Below are 15,347 nucleotides of genomic sequence, written 5' to 3' on the forward strand. Positions count from 1 at the left end.
TCCACGCCGGTTGACTGGCATCCTGTGTGCTGCATCCTAGCGCACCCCTCCCGCATGAAATACTTCCTCCCGTTTGCTGCCTTGGTACTGTCCGCATCGCCGAGCCCGGCTCAGGTCACCCTTGAATCGGTCAAAGGCTTTGCCGATCTCGAAAAAGTGGCTGCGCAACTGGCCATGCAGCCCTACCAGGCACCCACGCAGCAGCTGGACCCGTTTTTCGAGGGGCTGAAGTACGACGGCCACAGGCAGATCCGCTTCCTGCGGGACAAGGCCTTGTTCGCCGACCAGGGCGATACTTTCCGTGTCGAGTTCTTCCATCCAGGCTGGATGTTCAAGAAGCCGGTGGTCTTTTATGACATCAAGGAGCCCCAGACTGTCGGCGTGCCGTTTGATGGCAGTCACTTTGACTACGGCGAACTCAAGGTGCCCGCGGATGCGAAAAATCCCGTGGGCTACGCGGGCTTTCGCGTGCTGGCGCCAGACTCGCTGGTGAAGCGGCCTTTTGAATTCATGGTTTTCATGGGCGCCAGCTACTACCGGGCGGTGACCACGCAGCTCGGCTACGGCATCTCCGCGCGCGGTGTGGCGGTGAACACCATCGGGGGCGAACCGGAGGAGTTTCCCGACTTCACGCATTTCTGGTTTCAGCAGCCGAAAGTCGGAGACAAGTCCTTCAAGCTGCTCGCCTTGCTCAATGGCCCCAGCATCACCGGTGCGTATGAGTTTGAGTCCACCCCCGGAATCAGCACCGAGATGAGGATCAAATCCACGCTGCATCTGCGCAAGGCGGTCAAAATGCTCGGCATCGCGCCTTTCTCCAGCATGTTTTGGTTTGGCGAGAACTCCCACCCCAAGCCCTATGATTTCCGGCCGGAGGTGCATGATTCAGACGGTCTGCAGGTGGAAATTCAGGACGGGCCCTCCATCTGGCGTCCGCTGGATGTCAGCCGCGACATGCGCCTGAGTATTTTTGAAACGGACAAGCTCAAAGGCTTCGGCCTCGCAGAGCGTGATCGCGACTTCAACAACTTCCAGGATCTTGAGGCCAACTACCACCGCCGCCCGGCCGTCTGGGTGGAACCGGTGAGCGGCTTTGGCAAAGGGGCGGTGACTCTGGTGGAGCTTTCCACCGGTGAGGAGACCTGGGACAACATCGTGGCCATGTGGAAACCTGACCAGCTTCCCGCAACACCCGCGGAGGCGATGAAGGTGGAGTACAAGCTGCACTGGCTGGACCAGCACCTGCCAGGGGTGCTGTGCAGGGTGCTCAGCTCACGGCGCGGCTTTGTCATGGATTCCGACGACCACCTGTATGTCATCGACTTCGGCAAAGGGCTGGAGAATGGCGAAGGCAAGCCCAAGGACTGGGCTCCCGACATTGACGTGGTGCTCAGCGCCGGTGAGGCGAAGCTTCTGGACAAACGTGTGATGCGCAACCATGAGACCGGCGGCTGGCGCGCCTTCTTCAAGCTGGACATCCCTGACAGCACCAACCTGCTGGAAATCATGATGGAGCTGAAGGACAAGGAGAAGGTCATTTCCGAACGCTGGATGTATCAATGGCGTCGCTAAGTCTCATCGACCTGGGCTGGAATGACTTCTTTGCGAAGCATTTTGAGCCCTGCCGCGCCCAGGGGTGGAAACCTGCGCGCCTCATCCGCGACAACAAAATCAGCTACGGCGCACTGCTTGAAGACGGCGCGAACGGCTTCGATGAGTTTGAAGTCATCCTGAGCGGCAAGGTTTATCACGATGCTGAAACGGATGCCGACCTGCCGGCCGTGGGCGACTGGGTGGCGCTGGAGGTAGGCGGAGAGAACGGCGACAACATCATCCGCGCCCGCCTGCCGCGGCAGACCTGTTTTTCCCGCAAAGCTTCAGGATTCAGCGCGGAGGAGCAGGTGATCGCCGCGAATGTGAACGCAGTCATCGTCGTGACCGATTCCGGACCGGACTACAGCCTTCGCCGGATGGAGCGCTACTTCACCCTCATCGCCCGCAGCGGCGCAAAGGCCGTGGTGCTGGTGAATAAGGCGGACCTGTATCCCGACAGCCAGAACCAGGAGGCGGCGCAGGCCATCCGTGATCTGAACGCGGATGCAGACGTGCATGTGACCAGCGTGAAGAAGCGCAAGGGTCTCAAGGTGCTGAAGGATTATTTCAAGCGCGGCCAGAGCGTCGCCGTGATCGGCTCCAGCGGCGTGGGCAAGTCCGCACTGGTGAACCTGCTGCTAGGCGAAGACTGGCAGTGGGTGGACGAGGTGAACGAGATCACCGGCAAAGGCCGCCACACCACCACCGCGCGCGAGCTGCTGGTGCTCGACAAGGGCGGCATCATCATCGACAACCCGGGCATCAAGGAAGTGCAGATGTGGACGAATGAAACCACGCTGCGCGAGCGCTTTGCCGACATCGATGAACTCGCCCGTCAGTGCAAATACGGCGACTGCAAGCACGGCACGGATGCCGGCTGCGCCATTCGCGGCGCCGTGGAGGCCGGCACGCTGGATGCCGAGCGCTACGAGGGCTACCTGAAGCTGGAGGATGAAATCGCCAAGCTGCGCAAACAGCGCAAGAAACGCCAGGTGACCGTGGAACGCCGCAACAAGCGCGATCATAAAATCAAAGCGCGCAATCGTGTGGATCGCGAGGATATCGAGCGCGATTTGAAACCGCGCAAGTAGCCTGCCGCCATGTCACAGCCACCACCTCCCACCCGCACTGGCCTTGCCCGCGCCATGTCAAAGCTCGGCTTTTGCTCGCGCAGCCGCGCCACCGAGCTGATCCGCATGGGCAAGGTGAAGGTAAATCTCGTGGTGCGGAAGAATCCTGAATTTCCGGTGATCCTAAAAAAGGACGTCATCATCATGGACGATGTCAGCATCAATCAGGCACCACGACTCTACGTCATGCTCAACAAGCCCCGGGGGCTCGTCACCAGCGCCTCGGATGAACTCGGACGCGAGACGGTGTACTCCTGCTTTGAAGGCTCCAGGCTGCCGCATCTCTCCCCCGTGGGCCGGCTGGACAAGGCGAGTGAAGGCATGCTGCTCTTCACCAATGACAATGTCTGGGCGGATGTCATCACCAATCCCGACACGCACCTCGACAAGACCTACCATGTGCAGATCAGCGGCACGGTGGATGAGAAGCGTCTCGCGCAGATCAGGCAAGGTGTCGTTGACGAAGAGTTGGGCGGCCATCTCTCCGCCAAGGCGGTCAAAATTCTGCGCACGGGAGAAAAGAATGTGTGGCTGGAGGTGGTGCTGGATGAGGGCCGCAACCGCCACATCCGCCGTCTGCTCGAAGCCTTCAACATTGAAGTCCTTCGCCTCGTCCGCGTGAAAATCGGCATGCTGGTGCTGGGGAATCTGCCGAAGGGGCAATGGCGCGAACTGACAAAGTACGAGGTTTTGAAGTCGCGTGAGCCGCAGGCGTGAGCGGTCACTGCGTCACCTGATCCCAGCTCAGCTTGAAGCGGGCCAAATACTTCTTGAGCCTGTCAGCGTCGTTCATTTTGGCGCGCTTGGTGCGGGAGATGGCGAAGAGCTTGCGTCCGGCATCGGAAAGCGTTTTGCTCTCCCTGCATGCCTGGAGCACGTAGTCGAGTTGAGCCAGATCAAAGGGGTCGATCGCCGCCCGCTGGGCGGCAGTGAGCGTGGTGTTTTGGGAATGGGGTGGCTGTGCTCCGGTGTCCTGCCAGGCTTCGCGCAGTCGTGCCGCCTCGGTCTCCACGCATGCCACGGTGATTCTTCCCTTGGGGGCCAGCGTGGCCATGCGTGTCACCGCCGCATTAAGGTCGCGGAAATTGGCGCTCCATTTCGCTTCAGGACTGCGTGCAAATTTCAGAAAGGCTTCACGCGCCTCCTTGTTCATGCGCACCTGGCGCCGGTTTGTTTTGGCAAAGCGCTCCAGTTCAAAATCAAGATTTGCGGCGATGTCTTCGCGGCGTTCTGCCAGGCCCGGCAGTGTGAAAGTCCAGAGGTTGATGCGGGCCAGCAGGTCATCGCGAAATTTCCCGGCAGCCACCTGGGCACGCAGATCACGATTGGTGCCCGCGATGAGCTGAAAGTCGCTTTGCACCGCTTTGTCGCTGCCCAGTGGCAGAAAGGTTTTGTCTTCGAGTGCGCGCAGCAGCATGGCCTGCTCATCGAGTCCGAGTTCGCCGATTTCATCGAGGAAGATGAGGCCTTTGTCGGCTTCTTTGAGCAGGCCTGACCGGTCCGATTGCGCGCCGGTGAAGGAGCCGCGCTTGTGACCAAAGAGGGCGGACATCGCCTGATCCCCACGCAGCGTGGCGCAGTTCACTTCGACAAACCTGCCGCCGAGTCCGGCACGCGAATGGCGCAGATCGTAGATGCGGGAGGCCAGCATCGATTTCCCCGCGCCCGTGGGGCCCGTGATGAGAATGGGAGCCTTCGAGTTCACGGCCACCAGTTCAATCTGCTCGATGAGCTTGTTGAAGCCCCTGCTCTTCGTGGCGATGCCACTCTTCAGAAAGTCCAGCGTCCGCTCCTGCTCCTGCGCAAAGCGGGTGGAAAGACGGTCATACTTTGAGAGATCGAGATCGATGATTTCATAGCGCCCGGAAGACCTGTCATCACGCCCGCCTTCGCGTGAAGGCGAGGTTTGCAGCAGCCGCGCCGGAATGAAGTTTGCCTCGTTCAGCAGAAACCAGCAGATCTGCGCCACGTGCGTTCCGGTGGTGAGATGGATCAGGTAGTCCGCCTTGTCAGGATCAAAGGAGTAGCCGCGCACAAAGTCATAGAGCCGTTCATACACCTCCTGAAAATCCCAGGGGTCTTTCAGTTCGAATGCATGCACCATCACCTCCGTCTCTGGCGAGACCTTCTCAATGTCCGCCTTCACCTGCCGCGCCAGGTCGATGAACTTGGGCTCGGCCAGCAACTCCAGACGTGAGATGAGCAGATCTTCCTGCTGACACATCGCCACTGTAGGCCGCCATTTAGACCATCTTTCGGGACCGGAAGCCCGGTCCAGAGTCGATCCGATGAAGCCGAAGGCGATGATGGGCTTGATGTGTGGCATTACAGATAAATAACTAGCGGATAGGATAAATAAATGGAATTTAAATTGTGCGGGAACAGCTCGCTGAGAACTCTGCAAAAGTTTTCTTTCCCTGATTTATCAAGGCCTCCAGCCTCGTCGGACCCCGCCGTGCCAGGTTTTGGCACGCCGCTAGCATTAAGGAATGTTGTTCTCCGACTCCAGGCGAGAACAGCGCCACAACGACAATCGAAGATACACAGCAACTCTACCTACAACGACTTTTCCAACCATGCCAGACTCCTCATTCCACATCACCAACGAGGCCGAAGCCTTCCTGCCTGCGCGTAACAACGCGGGTAAACCGATCACGGTGATCGGTACGGAGGCCATCCGCTCCGGCTTTGACCAGACCTGCATCGACCAGGCGCTGAACTCGCGTTCGGCTCCGGGGGTGACGGACCTGGTGCTCAACCCTGACGCGCACGCCGGATACGGCGCACCGGTCGGCTGCGTGATGGTTTCGCCAACGCACATCTATCCAGGTCCGGTGGGCGTGGACATCAAGTGCTCCATGTCGCTGCTGCAGATGAACATTCCTGCCGATGCGATCGTGGACAAAACGGTCCGTCGTCGTCTCATCGATGCTATTGTGGAGCGTACGCCTACGGGTGCTGGCCGTGGTCAGCGCGAAGCCAAAAAATCACGCCGCGTTTCCGAGGCTCTCGGTGTGCAGGTGTGCACGGAAGGCGCGAGCAAAAGCGTGTGCGAAGCACTCGGCATCCCGCCGGAGTGGGCGCTGCGCTGCGAGGACAGCGCGCACTTTGGGCACGACGGTACGATTTCCACGCTCCACGAGCGCCTGGACAAGATGCGTGCGTTCAATGGCTTCGCCGGATTTGAAAACAAGATGATGCAGCTCGGCTCCTACGGCGGTGGAAACCACTTCGGTGAGTGCGAGGTGGTGCAGCTTGCCGAGGATCCTGCGATGCGTCAGACGGCCGAAGTCTTCGGCCTGCAGGACAATCATGTCGCCTTTCTGAGCCACTGCGGTTCGCGTGGGTTCGGGAACATCCTGGCGCAGCGCCAGTTCAAGGCGCTGGAAGGTTTCTTCCGCACCTGGGGCCTGTCGTTTCCAGCCGAGGACAAGCAGCTTGTCCATGCACCGCTGGGGACGCCCGAGGCGGACGCGTATCTGGATGACATGGCTCTTGGGGCGAACTTCGCCACGGTGAACCACATGCTGATCAATGCGCTGGTGCTGGAGGCCTTCCAGGAGGTGCTGCCAGGGACTACGGGGCAGCTTGTGTACTTCATCAGCCACAACATCGCCCGCCAGGAAGTGGTGGATAACCAGCTCTCCTGGGTGCACCGCAAGGGGGCCACACGTGCCTTCCCAGGCGGTCACCACGCCCTGAAGGACACGCCATTTGCCAGCACCGGTCACCCGATCCTGCTGCCGGGAAATCCGCGCGATGGGTCCGTGGTGATGGTGGCGAAGCCCGATGCCGTGAAGAGCTGCTACAGCGTGAACCACGGCGCCGGCCGCTGCATGGGTCGCAAAGCCGCTGCTCGTACGCTCGATCAAAAGAGCGTCGATGCCGACTTTGACACCCATGACATCCTTTTCAATGCCCGCCAGTACCCAATCGACGAAGCACCAAACGCGTACAAGGATTTCAAAGAAGTCCTCCGCAGCGTGGAGGCCGCCGGTCTGGCCCAGCAGGTGTGCAAACTGAAGGCCCGCTTCGTCATCAAAGATGCGGCGGAGGCGGATGATTGACTTATCGAATCCCGGCCTGCGTCAGTAATTCTGACGTGGGCCGGGCGATAAGGAAGTCGAAAGGCATGATCCCGTTCACCGTGAGCGCGGCATTCTTGGGTTCTGCATCTGAAACCAGCATTCCATCTTCTTTGCGAAACCAGGCATCACCAAAACGTGTGCGATGAAACACAAATCCACGATCCAGCATGAAGTTGCGGATTTCCGCCAGAGCAGGCGGCTTGCCGAAGTATGCGGGCTGGGAAGTGATGATGCGCAACGCCCGGTTTTCTCCGCAGCAGCCCTCCACCTGCCACCCTATGCTGAAAACTTCATTCAAAAGACGGATGCGTTCCAAATACTCCTCCAAGCTTGCAAAACGTTCTGGTCCATACTTGCGGCCGAATTCACCTGCGTGAGTCGCCTTGATGACACGCAGGCGATCCTCCGACAGCCATACTTCATGTTCCGAACCCCGTGTCTGGCCGAAGCCAGATGGAAGCGTGGTTTGTCTCAGTTCCGCCGCCATGACCAGCGTTTCCAGAATGGCAACGCGGAAGCCGTGTCGCGTCCGGCTGATTCAAACACGCGAAGCTGCGCCATCCAATTTTCACGAGTGATTGGGCGTTGGTTCTTGAGGTACTCGGCCACACGCTGCCGATCTTCGGCACGCTTTTCCTCAATGCTGGCAAGTCCGGCTGACATGTTCTGAAGCTATCTTTCTTCATCCTTTTCTGCAATGACCAAATCCACCCCCATCCTCCAAATCTCCGGCGAATCCGGCGGCGGCCAGCTTCTGCGCTCCTCCCTCTCACTGTCCCTGGTCACCGGGCGTCCCTTTCGCATGATCAACATCCGCGGCAAGCGGCCGAAGCCGGGGCTGATGCGCCAGCATCTCACCTGCGTGAAGGCGGCGGCTGAAGTGGGCGATGCGTGCGTCGATGGCGCGGAGCTGGGATCGGTGGAGCTTGTGTTTCGCCCCGGCAAGATCGTGGGAGGGGATTACTCCTTCGCCATCGGCTCCGGCGGCAGCACCACGCTGGTGCTGCAGACGCTGCTGCCCGCGCTGCTGCATGCGGAGAAATCCAGCACGGTACGCATTGAAGGCGGCACCCACAACCCCATGGCTCCTCCATATGAGTTCATCGAGCACTGCTATCTGCCGATGCTCTGGAGCATGGGCGTGGACGCGAAGGCAAAGCTGGAGCAGGTGGGCTTCATGCAGGCGGGAGGTGGCGTGATCACCGCGGAAATCTGGCCCGTCAAACAATGGAAAAAGTTCGAGCTGACCGAGCGAGGCGCGGCGGTGGAAACCTTTGGCCGCGTGCTGCACGCGCATCTGCCATCCGATATCGCGCAGCGCGAAATCATGACAGCCTCCGCCTTGCTGGAATGGCCTGCCCATCACATTGAGCTGCGTTATGCGCGCGAAAGCATTGGTCCGGGCAATGCGGTTTTCCTGGGCGCGCGCTTTGCGAATGTGTGCGAAATCACCAGCGGCATCGCGCAGCTCGGCAAATCATCTGAAGCCGTGGCCACCGGTGCGGCGAAGGGCCTGCGCTCCTATCTGGCCTCATCCGCGCCGGTGGGGGTGCATCTGGCGGATCAGCTCCTGCTGCCCATGGCGCTGGCGGGCGGCGGTGTTTTTCACACGGTGGCCATCAGCGACCACACGCGCACGAACATGGCGCTGATCGAGCAGTTTCTGCCGGTGAAGTTTGCCGTGGAGGAGCCGGCTCCAGGGGTGAAAAGCATCACCTGCCGCTGAGGTGCTGTTCTGCATCACTCCGCCCAGGCCTCACGCAGCAGGCGCAGGTAGTTGCCGTGCATGATGTTGGCAATGTCCTCGTCCGTGTAACCGCGTTTGGCGAGCATGGCAGGGATGCGCGCCAGGTCGGCGATGGTGTCCAGATCCTCCGGCGTCTGCTCGATGCCATAGCCACCGTCGAGATCCGTACCGATGCCGCTGTGCAGGGAATTCCCCGCGAGCTGGCAGACGTGGTCAATGTGATCGCAGATGACCTCCAGCTTCAGCCCCGTGTCCTGCGGCGTGGTTTTGCCGCGGATCCATCCCGGGATCATCATCCACGCATCCAGCGCCGCACCCATGACACCACCTCGAGCGATGAGCGCCTTGATCTGGTCATCGTCAAACTGGCGCGGATCTGGCACCAGAGCACGGCAGTTGCTGTGGCTGGCCCAAACGGTCCCCTGATGAATTTCCAGCGCCTGCCAGAAGCATTCGTCGCTGAGGTGTGTGACATCGAGAATCATGCCCAGGCGGTCCATTTCCTGGATGAGCTCTTTGCCGCCAGCGGGAAGGGGACCCACTTTGTCATGACCCAGGGCATACCGGCACACGCCGTAGTGGGCTGGGCCCATGGCGCGCAGTCCCTGCTCCCAGGCTTTTTCCAGGTGGCCCACAGTGCGGATGGAGTCCGCACCCTCCAGACTCAGGATGTAGCCGATGGCTTTCTTCTCGTCAGGAATCGAAGTGTCATTCCACAGCGCCACCATTTCATCCAGCTCGCGGATGTTGCGGATCTGGCGCATCTCGCCCAGCTCCTCCATGGCGCGATACCACGAGAGCTGTCCCTGTGTCTCCGCCCAGGCCTGCTCGGGAGACATCCACCCGGCGATGGGAGACGGCCCCGGCATGCAGCCCGCGAGCTGGGTGGCCACGCAGATGCCCACCTGCCCACGCCGCATGTCAGGAAAACACGTGGTGCCCCCGGCACGGCCTTTGCCCGTCATGCCCGCCTCACGTCGGCGAATCTCATGCGCCGACAGGCGCAGGTCGCGATTGAATCCGCCGAGGGCGTTGAGGCTGAGGTCGAGGTGGGCGTCGAAGGTGAGCATGAGAATGAATGACGGATGATGAACCCGAGTGATAACGAGACAAACGACCGAAGCTAGCCCGAAGGGTGAGCGAAGCGAATCAACGGAAGCGTCATTCTACGCAGCCTAATGCACCTGTCATTCAAACCGATAGCCCGCGCCATGCACCGTGCGGATGATGCGCGGCTGGGCGGGGTCTTTTTCGATGCGTTTGCGCAGCTGGGAAATGTGCTGGTCCAGCGCCCGGCTCTCGGGGAAGTAGTCCACGCCCCACACCTCGTCCGCCAGGGTGTTGCGGTCGATCACCTTGCCGCGGCGGTCATAGAGCAGCCGCAGCACCTTGACGTCGCGCGGGCTCAGCGGCAGCTCCGTCTTGTCGCGGTAGGCGCGCAGCTCCGTTGGCACGATGCGCAGATCATCCATGGTGAAGTCATCATCTCCCTTGCCACCGCCGCGTGAGGCCGTGCGGCGCAGGATGGCGCGGATGCGCGCGATGATCTCCTTCACGCCAAAGGGCTTCGTCATGTAGTCGTCGGCTCCGAGTTCCAGCCCCAGCACCGTGTCGATCTCCTCGGCCTTCGCCGTGAGGAAGAGGATGGGCACCTTCTCATCCTGGCGGCGGATTTGCTTGCACACCTCGTAGCCGTTGAGGCCGGGCATCATCACATCCAGGCACACGAAGTCCGGATTCTCAGCGCGGAAGAAGTCCACCGCCTGCAGGCCGTCGCTGGCTGGGATGACTTCGTAGCCCTCCATGCTGAGTACCTCGCGCAGGGCATCGCGCGTGTGGTCGTCGTCTTCGGCGATGAGTATTTTAGTCATGGCTTGTTGGGGAGGGTGAGAATGAAACGTGCGCCGTCGCGGTAATTAGGACACACCGTGAGCGAACCGCCATGCAATTGTGCCAGTTCGCGCGAGATGGTCAATCCTATGCCGGTGCCGCTCACGCCCTCGGCGAGGTCGGAGCGCAGGCGTTCAAAGGGCTCGAAAACTGTGCGCCGTTTGCCGGAGGGAATGCCCGGGCCGTGATCCTCCACAATGATCCGCGTGTTGCGCTCGTCATACTCGGTGCGAATGGCAATCCACTTCCCGGAATTGGCGTATTTGTCCACATTGGAAATGAGATTGCCCAGGATCTGCTCGATGGCGTCAGGATCGGCCATCACCGACTCCGGGCCGTTGAGCGTGGTCACGATTTCAAAGCCCTTGTTCTCCAGCAGGGGCTTCCAGAATTCGACGATGCGCGAGACGTTTTGATCCAGGGCCAGCTCCTTGGGCTGGATGGTGAGCTTGTCGCGCTGCTGGCGGGCATAGTTCAGAACGTTTTGGATCAGCCGGTCCAGGCGCGAGGTCTCGGCCTCCACCACACCGAGCTGGCGCTTGGCAATGCTGTCCCCCTGCGACTCCGCGCGGTGCGCCGCCATCTCGGCATACAGGCGGATGTTGGTCAGCGGCGTCTTCAGCTCATGCGAGATTTGATTCACAAAGGTCACGCGCTGCTGCGCCACGCGGATCTCGCTGGCGCTTTCGTGGAAGTACAGCCAGCCGACCACAAACACGAGCACGATGCCGGAACTCACGCCGAGGATGATGGGAAAGAGGTAGGGTTTTGGAAACTCCTCATACGCCGGCGTATAGGCCATCTCCCATTGGGAGAGAGGTTCCGAGCATGCACGGTGGGCGGCAGGCGAGCCCTCGGAGCCGGGCAGTTTTTTGCCCCATTCATGCAGAGGGATGCCCTTGACCGTGGTCAGCATCATGCGGCCGGGCGGAATGGCCAGCCCTGGCTGCGGCAGGCGCTGAAACAGGGAGTTCATCAGCCTCTGCGGGTTCATCAGCGCGCAGCTCAGGCTGCCGTCAGAAAAACGGTGCCAGTACATGAAGACGGAATCCCCCACATGCCAGCCGCTCCACGACATGGGGGTTTCAGACTGCACCGGACGATCGTCGATGTGGTAGCCGAACATCTTGATGTAAGTCATCCACTGGGAGGAGCGCTGCTGCAGCGTGGAAAGCTTCGAAACGTAGATCCTTTGAAAAGGCGGGCCGCCATCCTCCAGCACGGAGACAAACTGCGGCATGCTGTCAGGGTTCCGGGTCGATTCTTGGATCGCTTTGATGCGGTCCTCCGCCTTGAAAATCTGCCCGGGCTGATACCCCGCCTTGCCCTCAAAAGACTCGATGGGAGCCGTTTCGCCCTCTCCGCTCACGGACCACGTCTGCGCGATCCACGGGTGTGTGGCCAGCCGCTGGGACATCAAGCGGGCGGAGCCAATGCTCTGCGCACCCCAGGTGTCCAGCCGGTCCGTGAGCTGCCGCATGTCATGCAGCAGGTGCTGGTCTGCCGAGCTAAGGCGCTCAGCCAGAATGGCCTGCATGGAGGCGTCCGTGCGCTTTTCCGCATCGCGAATCAGGTAGGTGCCCAGCCACGCCAGCAGAGCCAGGGGCAGGATGACCAGGATGATGAACAGGATCGTGGAGCGACGTTGAAGCATGCGCGAGGCGGATAATTTAGCCTCATGCTTTATTTGGTCATCTAAATTTTATAAAATCCATAAAAAGGACCGGGGCGGACTCTTCAGTCCGCCCCGGCAACTTTGTAGGTGTTTCCAACAGCCAGAAGGATAACCACACTTCAGAAAGGGATGATCTTTGAGGTCTGCGGCCTGCGCCGCGTTCCTGTGATCTGCCGCTAAATTCGCACGCGTGAAAATAAATGAGTCAGCAGCTTGTGAGCAGGTTGTAAGGAAATTGTAAGACGGCTTTTTTGCGGCTTCAAAGGCGACCTGCAACCATGAAAAAGGCGGGACCCAAATGGCCCCGCCTTTTAAATCATCGATTTCGGACGCTTTTACAGCAGGCATTCCGCGATCTGCACCGCATTCAGCGCCGCGCCTTTGAGGAGCTGATCACCCACCACCCAGAAGCACAGGCCGTTGTCCAGCGCGCAGTCCGCGCGGAGGCGGCCCACGGCGCAGTTGTCACGGCCGGCGATGTCCAGCGCCAGCGGATACTGCTTGCTCGCCGGATCATCCAGCACATCCAGGCCCGGTGCCTTGCTCAGCACTTCGCGCGCTGCTTCCACCGTGACAGGCTTTTCAAATTCGGCGCTGATGGCGATGCTGTGCGCACGGAAGACCGGGATGCGCACGCAGGTCACGGACGCACGGAACTTGTCGTGGTGCATGATCTTGCGTCCTTCGTTTTCCATCTTCATTTCTTCCTTCGTGTAGCCGGACTCGAGGAAGGAATCCACATGCGGGATCGCATTGAAGGCGATCTGGTGCGGATACACATGCGGCTTGCTGTCCAGCTTTGCGGCATCCCACTCACGGTTCTGGCTGGCCCACTCGCGGGACTGGTTCGCCAGCTCCTCGATGGCCTGCGCGCCCGTGCCAGACACCGCCTGGTAGCTGGAGGCAAAGATGCGCTTCACACCAAAGGCCTGGTGCAGCGGATACAGCGCCATCAGTGAGATGGCGGTGGTGCAGTTGGGATTCGCGATGATGCCCTTGTGGTTCTTCACATCGGCCGCATTGATCTCCGGTACCACCAGCGGCACGTTCGGGTCCTGGCGGAAGAAGGAGGAATTGTCCACCACCACGGCACCGGCCTTCACCGCGTGCGGGGCGAAGTCGCGCGAGATGCCGCCGCCCGCGCTGAAGAGCGCGATGTCGATGCCCTTGAAGGAGTCCGGGGTGAGCTCCTGAATGGTGATCTCCTCACCCTTGAACTTCAGCTTCTTCCCGGCGCTGCGTGCGGAGGCGAGGAGGGTAAGCTGGCCGACGGGAAACTTGCGCTCTTCCAGGCAGCGGATCATCTCCGCGCCCACAGCGCCTGTTGCTCCGACGATGGCGACATTCTTCAGGGTGCTCATGGTATTCTAACGGTTCTAACGAGGGGGTTGGTTCAAAGGGGCCGCCATAGTAGGTCCTCACCCGCGAGATGCAAGGGGGTAACAGCGCTCAGCGCACCCCGGCGCCCGCTCAAAATCGTCCTCGTCCTCCTACTCGAACTCAGCCTGCCCTTCGTAGCTTTAGCGAAGAACGGGTCCTCGATCAAGTCGCCCCACCGCACCCAGTGCCTCCTCTTCCCGCAACATCTTCCTCCTCCTCCCTGGAGACTCAGGCCCAATCGCCCCGCCCCTCCCTCTTTGACTTCCTCCTCCAAAAAAACTCAGCCTTGACTTCGTGTGAAAAATACACACTACTTCGTGTGTGAAACACACTTATGAATACCCAAGGGCCGCCCTCACCGTGGACTGCGTCGTCTTCGGTTTTGACAGCAACCAGGCTGCCTTGCAGGTGCTGCTCATCCGTCGCGGTATCGCACCCTTCAAAGACCACTGGGCCCTTCCCGGCGGCTTCGTCCGCGTCGAAGAAACCCTCGATGACGCCGCCCGCCGCGAGCTCGAAGAAGAAACCGGCCTCAAGGATCTCTTCCTCGAGCAGCTTTACACCTTCGGCAGTGTCAATCGCGACCCTCGCGAGCGTGTCGTCAGCGTGGCCTACTACGCACTGACCAAGCCCGCCGACCACACCACCGCCGCCTCCACGGACGCCGCCGAGGCTCGCTGGTTTCCCGTCAGCGACATCCCCGCTCTCGCTTTCGATCACGCCGAAATCTTCGCCGCCGCCCTCGCCCGCCTGCGTGGCAAGCTCATCTATCATCCCATCGGCTTCGAGCTCCTCCCGCCCAAGTTCACCCTCACCCAGCTCCAGCGCCTCTACGAAAGCGTCCTCGGCGCACCGATCGACAAGCGCAACTTCCGCAAAAAAGTCCTCAGCTACGACCTCCTCGTCCCCCTCAAAGAACAACACCGCGACGGCCCCCACCGTCCCGCCCAGCTCTTCCGCTTTGATCCCGTGCGGTACGAGCGGCTGAAAAAGAAGGGATTCCTTTTTGAGATATGAAAAGAAGCACCCGCCAGGAACTGGCACGCCAGACCGTCCAAATCGTTGAACAGGGATTTTACACGGCTCCCTCGGGGCAGCGTGTGGACATCGCCACATCGGTGCAAGCAGCGAAACTCGGCACGCGGATTTACGAACCCCCGCTTCCGGGACTGGGCGCGCCCTCGCAGCCTGGCGCTGAAGCGAAGATCGAAGTCACCGCTGAAAGCACCTTTGCCGCCATGCAGCGTCTGCGCCTGCAAGGCGCGGCCCGCATTGGCTGTCTCAACTTTGCCTCGGCCAAAAACCCGGGCGGCGGTTTCCTAAACGGAGCTGAGGCACAGGAGGAGGCCCTGTCTCGTGCCAGCGCTTTGTATGACTGCCTGCTCTGCGCGCCTGACTACTATGCCCGCAACCGCGCCAACCACTCCTGCATTTATCTAGACATCATTATCGCTACTCCGGAGGTGCCGTTCTTCCGCGATGACGAAGGGCTGCTGCTCGAAGAGCCGCTGCTGGTTAGCGTGATCACTGCCCCGGCTCCCAATGCCGGAGCGGTGATGGCCAATGAGCCTGACCGAAAACCGGAGGTGGAGCCTGCCCTGCGCCGCCGCGCCGAAATGGTGCTGCATGCGGCCGCCCTGAGCGGGGTGGATCATCTGGTCCTCGGGGCCTGGGGCTGCGGCGTCTTCCGAAACGACCCACGCACGGTTGCCCGCGCCTTTGCAGATCTCCTTCAGCCCGGCCGCCCATGGTCCGGTCATTTCAAAACAATCACCTTCGCTGTTTTTGATCCCACAGGCAGCGGACCCAATCTGCAGGCATTCAAAGACCAGTTTTCAGCATGA

The 15,347-nt window shown here is 60.6% G+C and carries 14 protein-coding genes; 7 read left to right on the forward strand and 7 right to left on the reverse strand.

Annotated elements, in window-relative coordinates; translation table 11 throughout:
* The first annotated feature begins 54 nt into the window (after positions 1–54).
* Genes ACILSQ_RS08545 through ACILSQ_RS08555 form a run of 3 tightly spaced genes read left to right on the forward strand, consistent with a single transcriptional unit; the run spans position 55 to position 3,440 of the window.
* The gene (locus ACILSQ_RS08545) at positions 55–1,572 is read left to right on the forward strand and encodes a glucan biosynthesis protein (RefSeq protein WP_395743181.1); all 1,518 of its coding nucleotides are present in this window, start codon (positions 55–57) and stop codon (positions 1,570–1,572) included.
* Entirely contained in the window at positions 1,560–2,684 is a 1,125-nt protein-coding gene (rsgA, locus tag ACILSQ_RS08550) for a ribosome small subunit-dependent GTPase A (protein ID WP_395743182.1), read from the forward strand. Before ACILSQ_RS08545 ends, rsgA begins: the two co-directional genes overlap by 13 nt.
* A 9-nt stretch (positions 2,685–2,693) precedes the next feature.
* Complete coding sequence (locus tag ACILSQ_RS08555) at positions 2,694–3,440, forward strand: pseudouridine synthase (protein ID WP_395743183.1); 747 nt, start codon at positions 2,694–2,696, stop codon at positions 3,438–3,440.
* A gap of 4 nt (positions 3,441–3,444) precedes the next feature.
* Here the strand turns inward: ACILSQ_RS08555 and rtcR are convergent, their stop codons facing one another.
* Positions 3,445–5,040, reverse strand: coding sequence for an RNA repair transcriptional activator RtcR (rtcR, locus tag ACILSQ_RS08560; RefSeq protein WP_395743586.1), 1,596 nt, complete (start codon positions 5,038–5,040; stop codon positions 3,445–3,447).
* 259 nt (positions 5,041–5,299) lie between these two features.
* On the opposite strand from rtcR, the gene ACILSQ_RS08565 reads away from it, so the two are divergent.
* Positions 5,300–6,790, forward strand: coding sequence for an RtcB family protein (locus ACILSQ_RS08565; RefSeq protein WP_395743184.1), 1,491 nt, complete (start codon positions 5,300–5,302; stop codon positions 6,788–6,790).
* 1 nt (position 6,791) lies between these two features.
* Here ACILSQ_RS08565 and ACILSQ_RS08570 read toward each other — a convergent pair whose 3' ends face one another.
* Positions 6,792–7,298 (reverse strand): hypothetical protein, encoded by a 507-nt coding sequence (locus ACILSQ_RS08570; protein WP_395743185.1) that lies wholly within the window; start codon positions 7,296–7,298, stop codon positions 6,792–6,794.
* Positions 7,283–7,474: a hypothetical protein gene (locus tag ACILSQ_RS08575; protein WP_395743186.1), complete on the reverse strand. Its 192-nt coding sequence runs from the start codon at positions 7,472–7,474 to the stop codon at positions 7,283–7,285. Before ACILSQ_RS08575 ends, ACILSQ_RS08570 begins: the two co-directional genes overlap by 16 nt.
* A 34-nt stretch (positions 7,475–7,508) precedes the next feature.
* On the opposite strand from ACILSQ_RS08575, the gene rtcA reads away from it, so the two are divergent.
* A complete protein-coding gene (gene rtcA / locus ACILSQ_RS08580; RefSeq protein WP_395743187.1) occupies positions 7,509–8,537 on the forward strand; it encodes an RNA 3'-terminal phosphate cyclase in 1,029 nt (342 codons plus the stop codon).
* Between the two features lie 14 nt (positions 8,538–8,551).
* Here the strand turns inward: rtcA and ACILSQ_RS08585 are convergent, their stop codons facing one another.
* The 4 genes from ACILSQ_RS08585 to ACILSQ_RS08600 all read right to left on the reverse strand — a co-directional run bounded on the left by ACILSQ_RS08585 (position 8,552) and on the right by ACILSQ_RS08600 (position 13,484).
* Positions 8,552–9,628: a dipeptidase gene (locus ACILSQ_RS08585; protein WP_395743188.1), complete on the reverse strand. Its 1,077-nt coding sequence runs from the start codon at positions 9,626–9,628 to the stop codon at positions 8,552–8,554.
* 117 nt (positions 9,629–9,745) lie between these two features.
* Positions 9,746–10,429: a response regulator transcription factor gene (locus ACILSQ_RS08590; RefSeq protein ID WP_395743189.1), complete on the reverse strand. Its 684-nt coding sequence runs from the start codon at positions 10,427–10,429 to the stop codon at positions 9,746–9,748.
* Positions 10,426–12,102 (reverse strand): sensor histidine kinase, encoded by a 1,677-nt coding sequence (locus ACILSQ_RS08595; protein ID WP_395743190.1) that lies wholly within the window; start codon positions 12,100–12,102, stop codon positions 10,426–10,428. The genes ACILSQ_RS08590 and ACILSQ_RS08595 overlap by 4 nt, the downstream gene beginning before the upstream one ends.
* Before the next feature lie 356 nt (positions 12,103–12,458).
* Complete coding sequence (locus ACILSQ_RS08600) at positions 12,459–13,484, reverse strand: aspartate-semialdehyde dehydrogenase (protein ID WP_395743191.1); 1,026 nt, start codon at positions 13,482–13,484, stop codon at positions 12,459–12,461.
* 340 nt (positions 13,485–13,824) lie between these two features.
* On the opposite strand from ACILSQ_RS08600, the gene ACILSQ_RS08605 reads away from it, so the two are divergent.
* The gene (locus ACILSQ_RS08605; protein ID WP_395743192.1) at positions 13,825–14,520 is read left to right on the forward strand and encodes an NUDIX hydrolase; all 696 of its coding nucleotides are present in this window, start codon (positions 13,825–13,827) and stop codon (positions 14,518–14,520) included.
* Positions 14,517–15,347: a TIGR02452 family protein gene (locus tag ACILSQ_RS08610; RefSeq protein WP_395743193.1), complete on the forward strand. Its 831-nt coding sequence runs from the start codon at positions 14,517–14,519 to the stop codon at positions 15,345–15,347. Before ACILSQ_RS08605 ends, ACILSQ_RS08610 begins: the two co-directional genes overlap by 4 nt.

It is taken from the genome of Prosthecobacter sp., from assembly GCF_044227185.1.
GTDB lineage: Bacteria > Verrucomicrobiota > Verrucomicrobiia > Verrucomicrobiales > Verrucomicrobiaceae > Prosthecobacter.

Bases quoted from the DNA above. Each gene is read 5' to 3' on its own strand.
- ACILSQ_RS08600 (WP_395743191.1), bottom strand. From the start codon at position 13,484: ATGAGCACCCTGAAGAATGTCGCCATCGTCGGAGCAACAGGCGCTGTG.
- ACILSQ_RS08545 (WP_395743181.1), top strand. From the start codon at position 55: ATGAAATACTTCCTCCCGTTTGCTGCCTTGGTACTGTCCGCATCGCCG.
- ACILSQ_RS08595 (WP_395743190.1), bottom strand. From the start codon at position 12,102: ATGCTTCAACGTCGCTCCACGATCCTGTTCATCATCCTGGTCATCCTG.
- ACILSQ_RS08590 (WP_395743189.1), bottom strand. From the start codon at position 10,429: ATGACTAAAATACTCATCGCCGAAGACGACGACCACACGCGCGATGCC.
- rsgA (WP_395743182.1), top strand. From the start codon at position 1,560: ATGGCGTCGCTAAGTCTCATCGACCTGGGCTGGAATGACTTCTTTGCG.
- ACILSQ_RS08610 (WP_395743193.1), top strand. From the start codon at position 14,517: ATGAAAAGAAGCACCCGCCAGGAACTGGCACGCCAGACCGTCCAAATC.
- ACILSQ_RS08570 (WP_395743185.1), bottom strand. From the start codon at position 7,298: ATGGCGGCGGAACTGAGACAAACCACGCTTCCATCTGGCTTCGGCCAG.
- ACILSQ_RS08555 (WP_395743183.1), top strand. From the start codon at position 2,694: ATGTCACAGCCACCACCTCCCACCCGCACTGGCCTTGCCCGCGCCATG.
- ACILSQ_RS08565 (WP_395743184.1), top strand. From the start codon at position 5,300: ATGCCAGACTCCTCATTCCACATCACCAACGAGGCCGAAGCCTTCCTG.
- rtcA (WP_395743187.1), top strand. From the start codon at position 7,509: ATGACCAAATCCACCCCCATCCTCCAAATCTCCGGCGAATCCGGCGGC.
- ACILSQ_RS08575 (WP_395743186.1), bottom strand. From the start codon at position 7,474: ATGTCAGCCGGACTTGCCAGCATTGAGGAAAAGCGTGCCGAAGATCGG.
- ACILSQ_RS08585 (WP_395743188.1), bottom strand. From the start codon at position 9,628: ATGCTCACCTTCGACGCCCACCTCGACCTCAGCCTCAACGCCCTCGGC.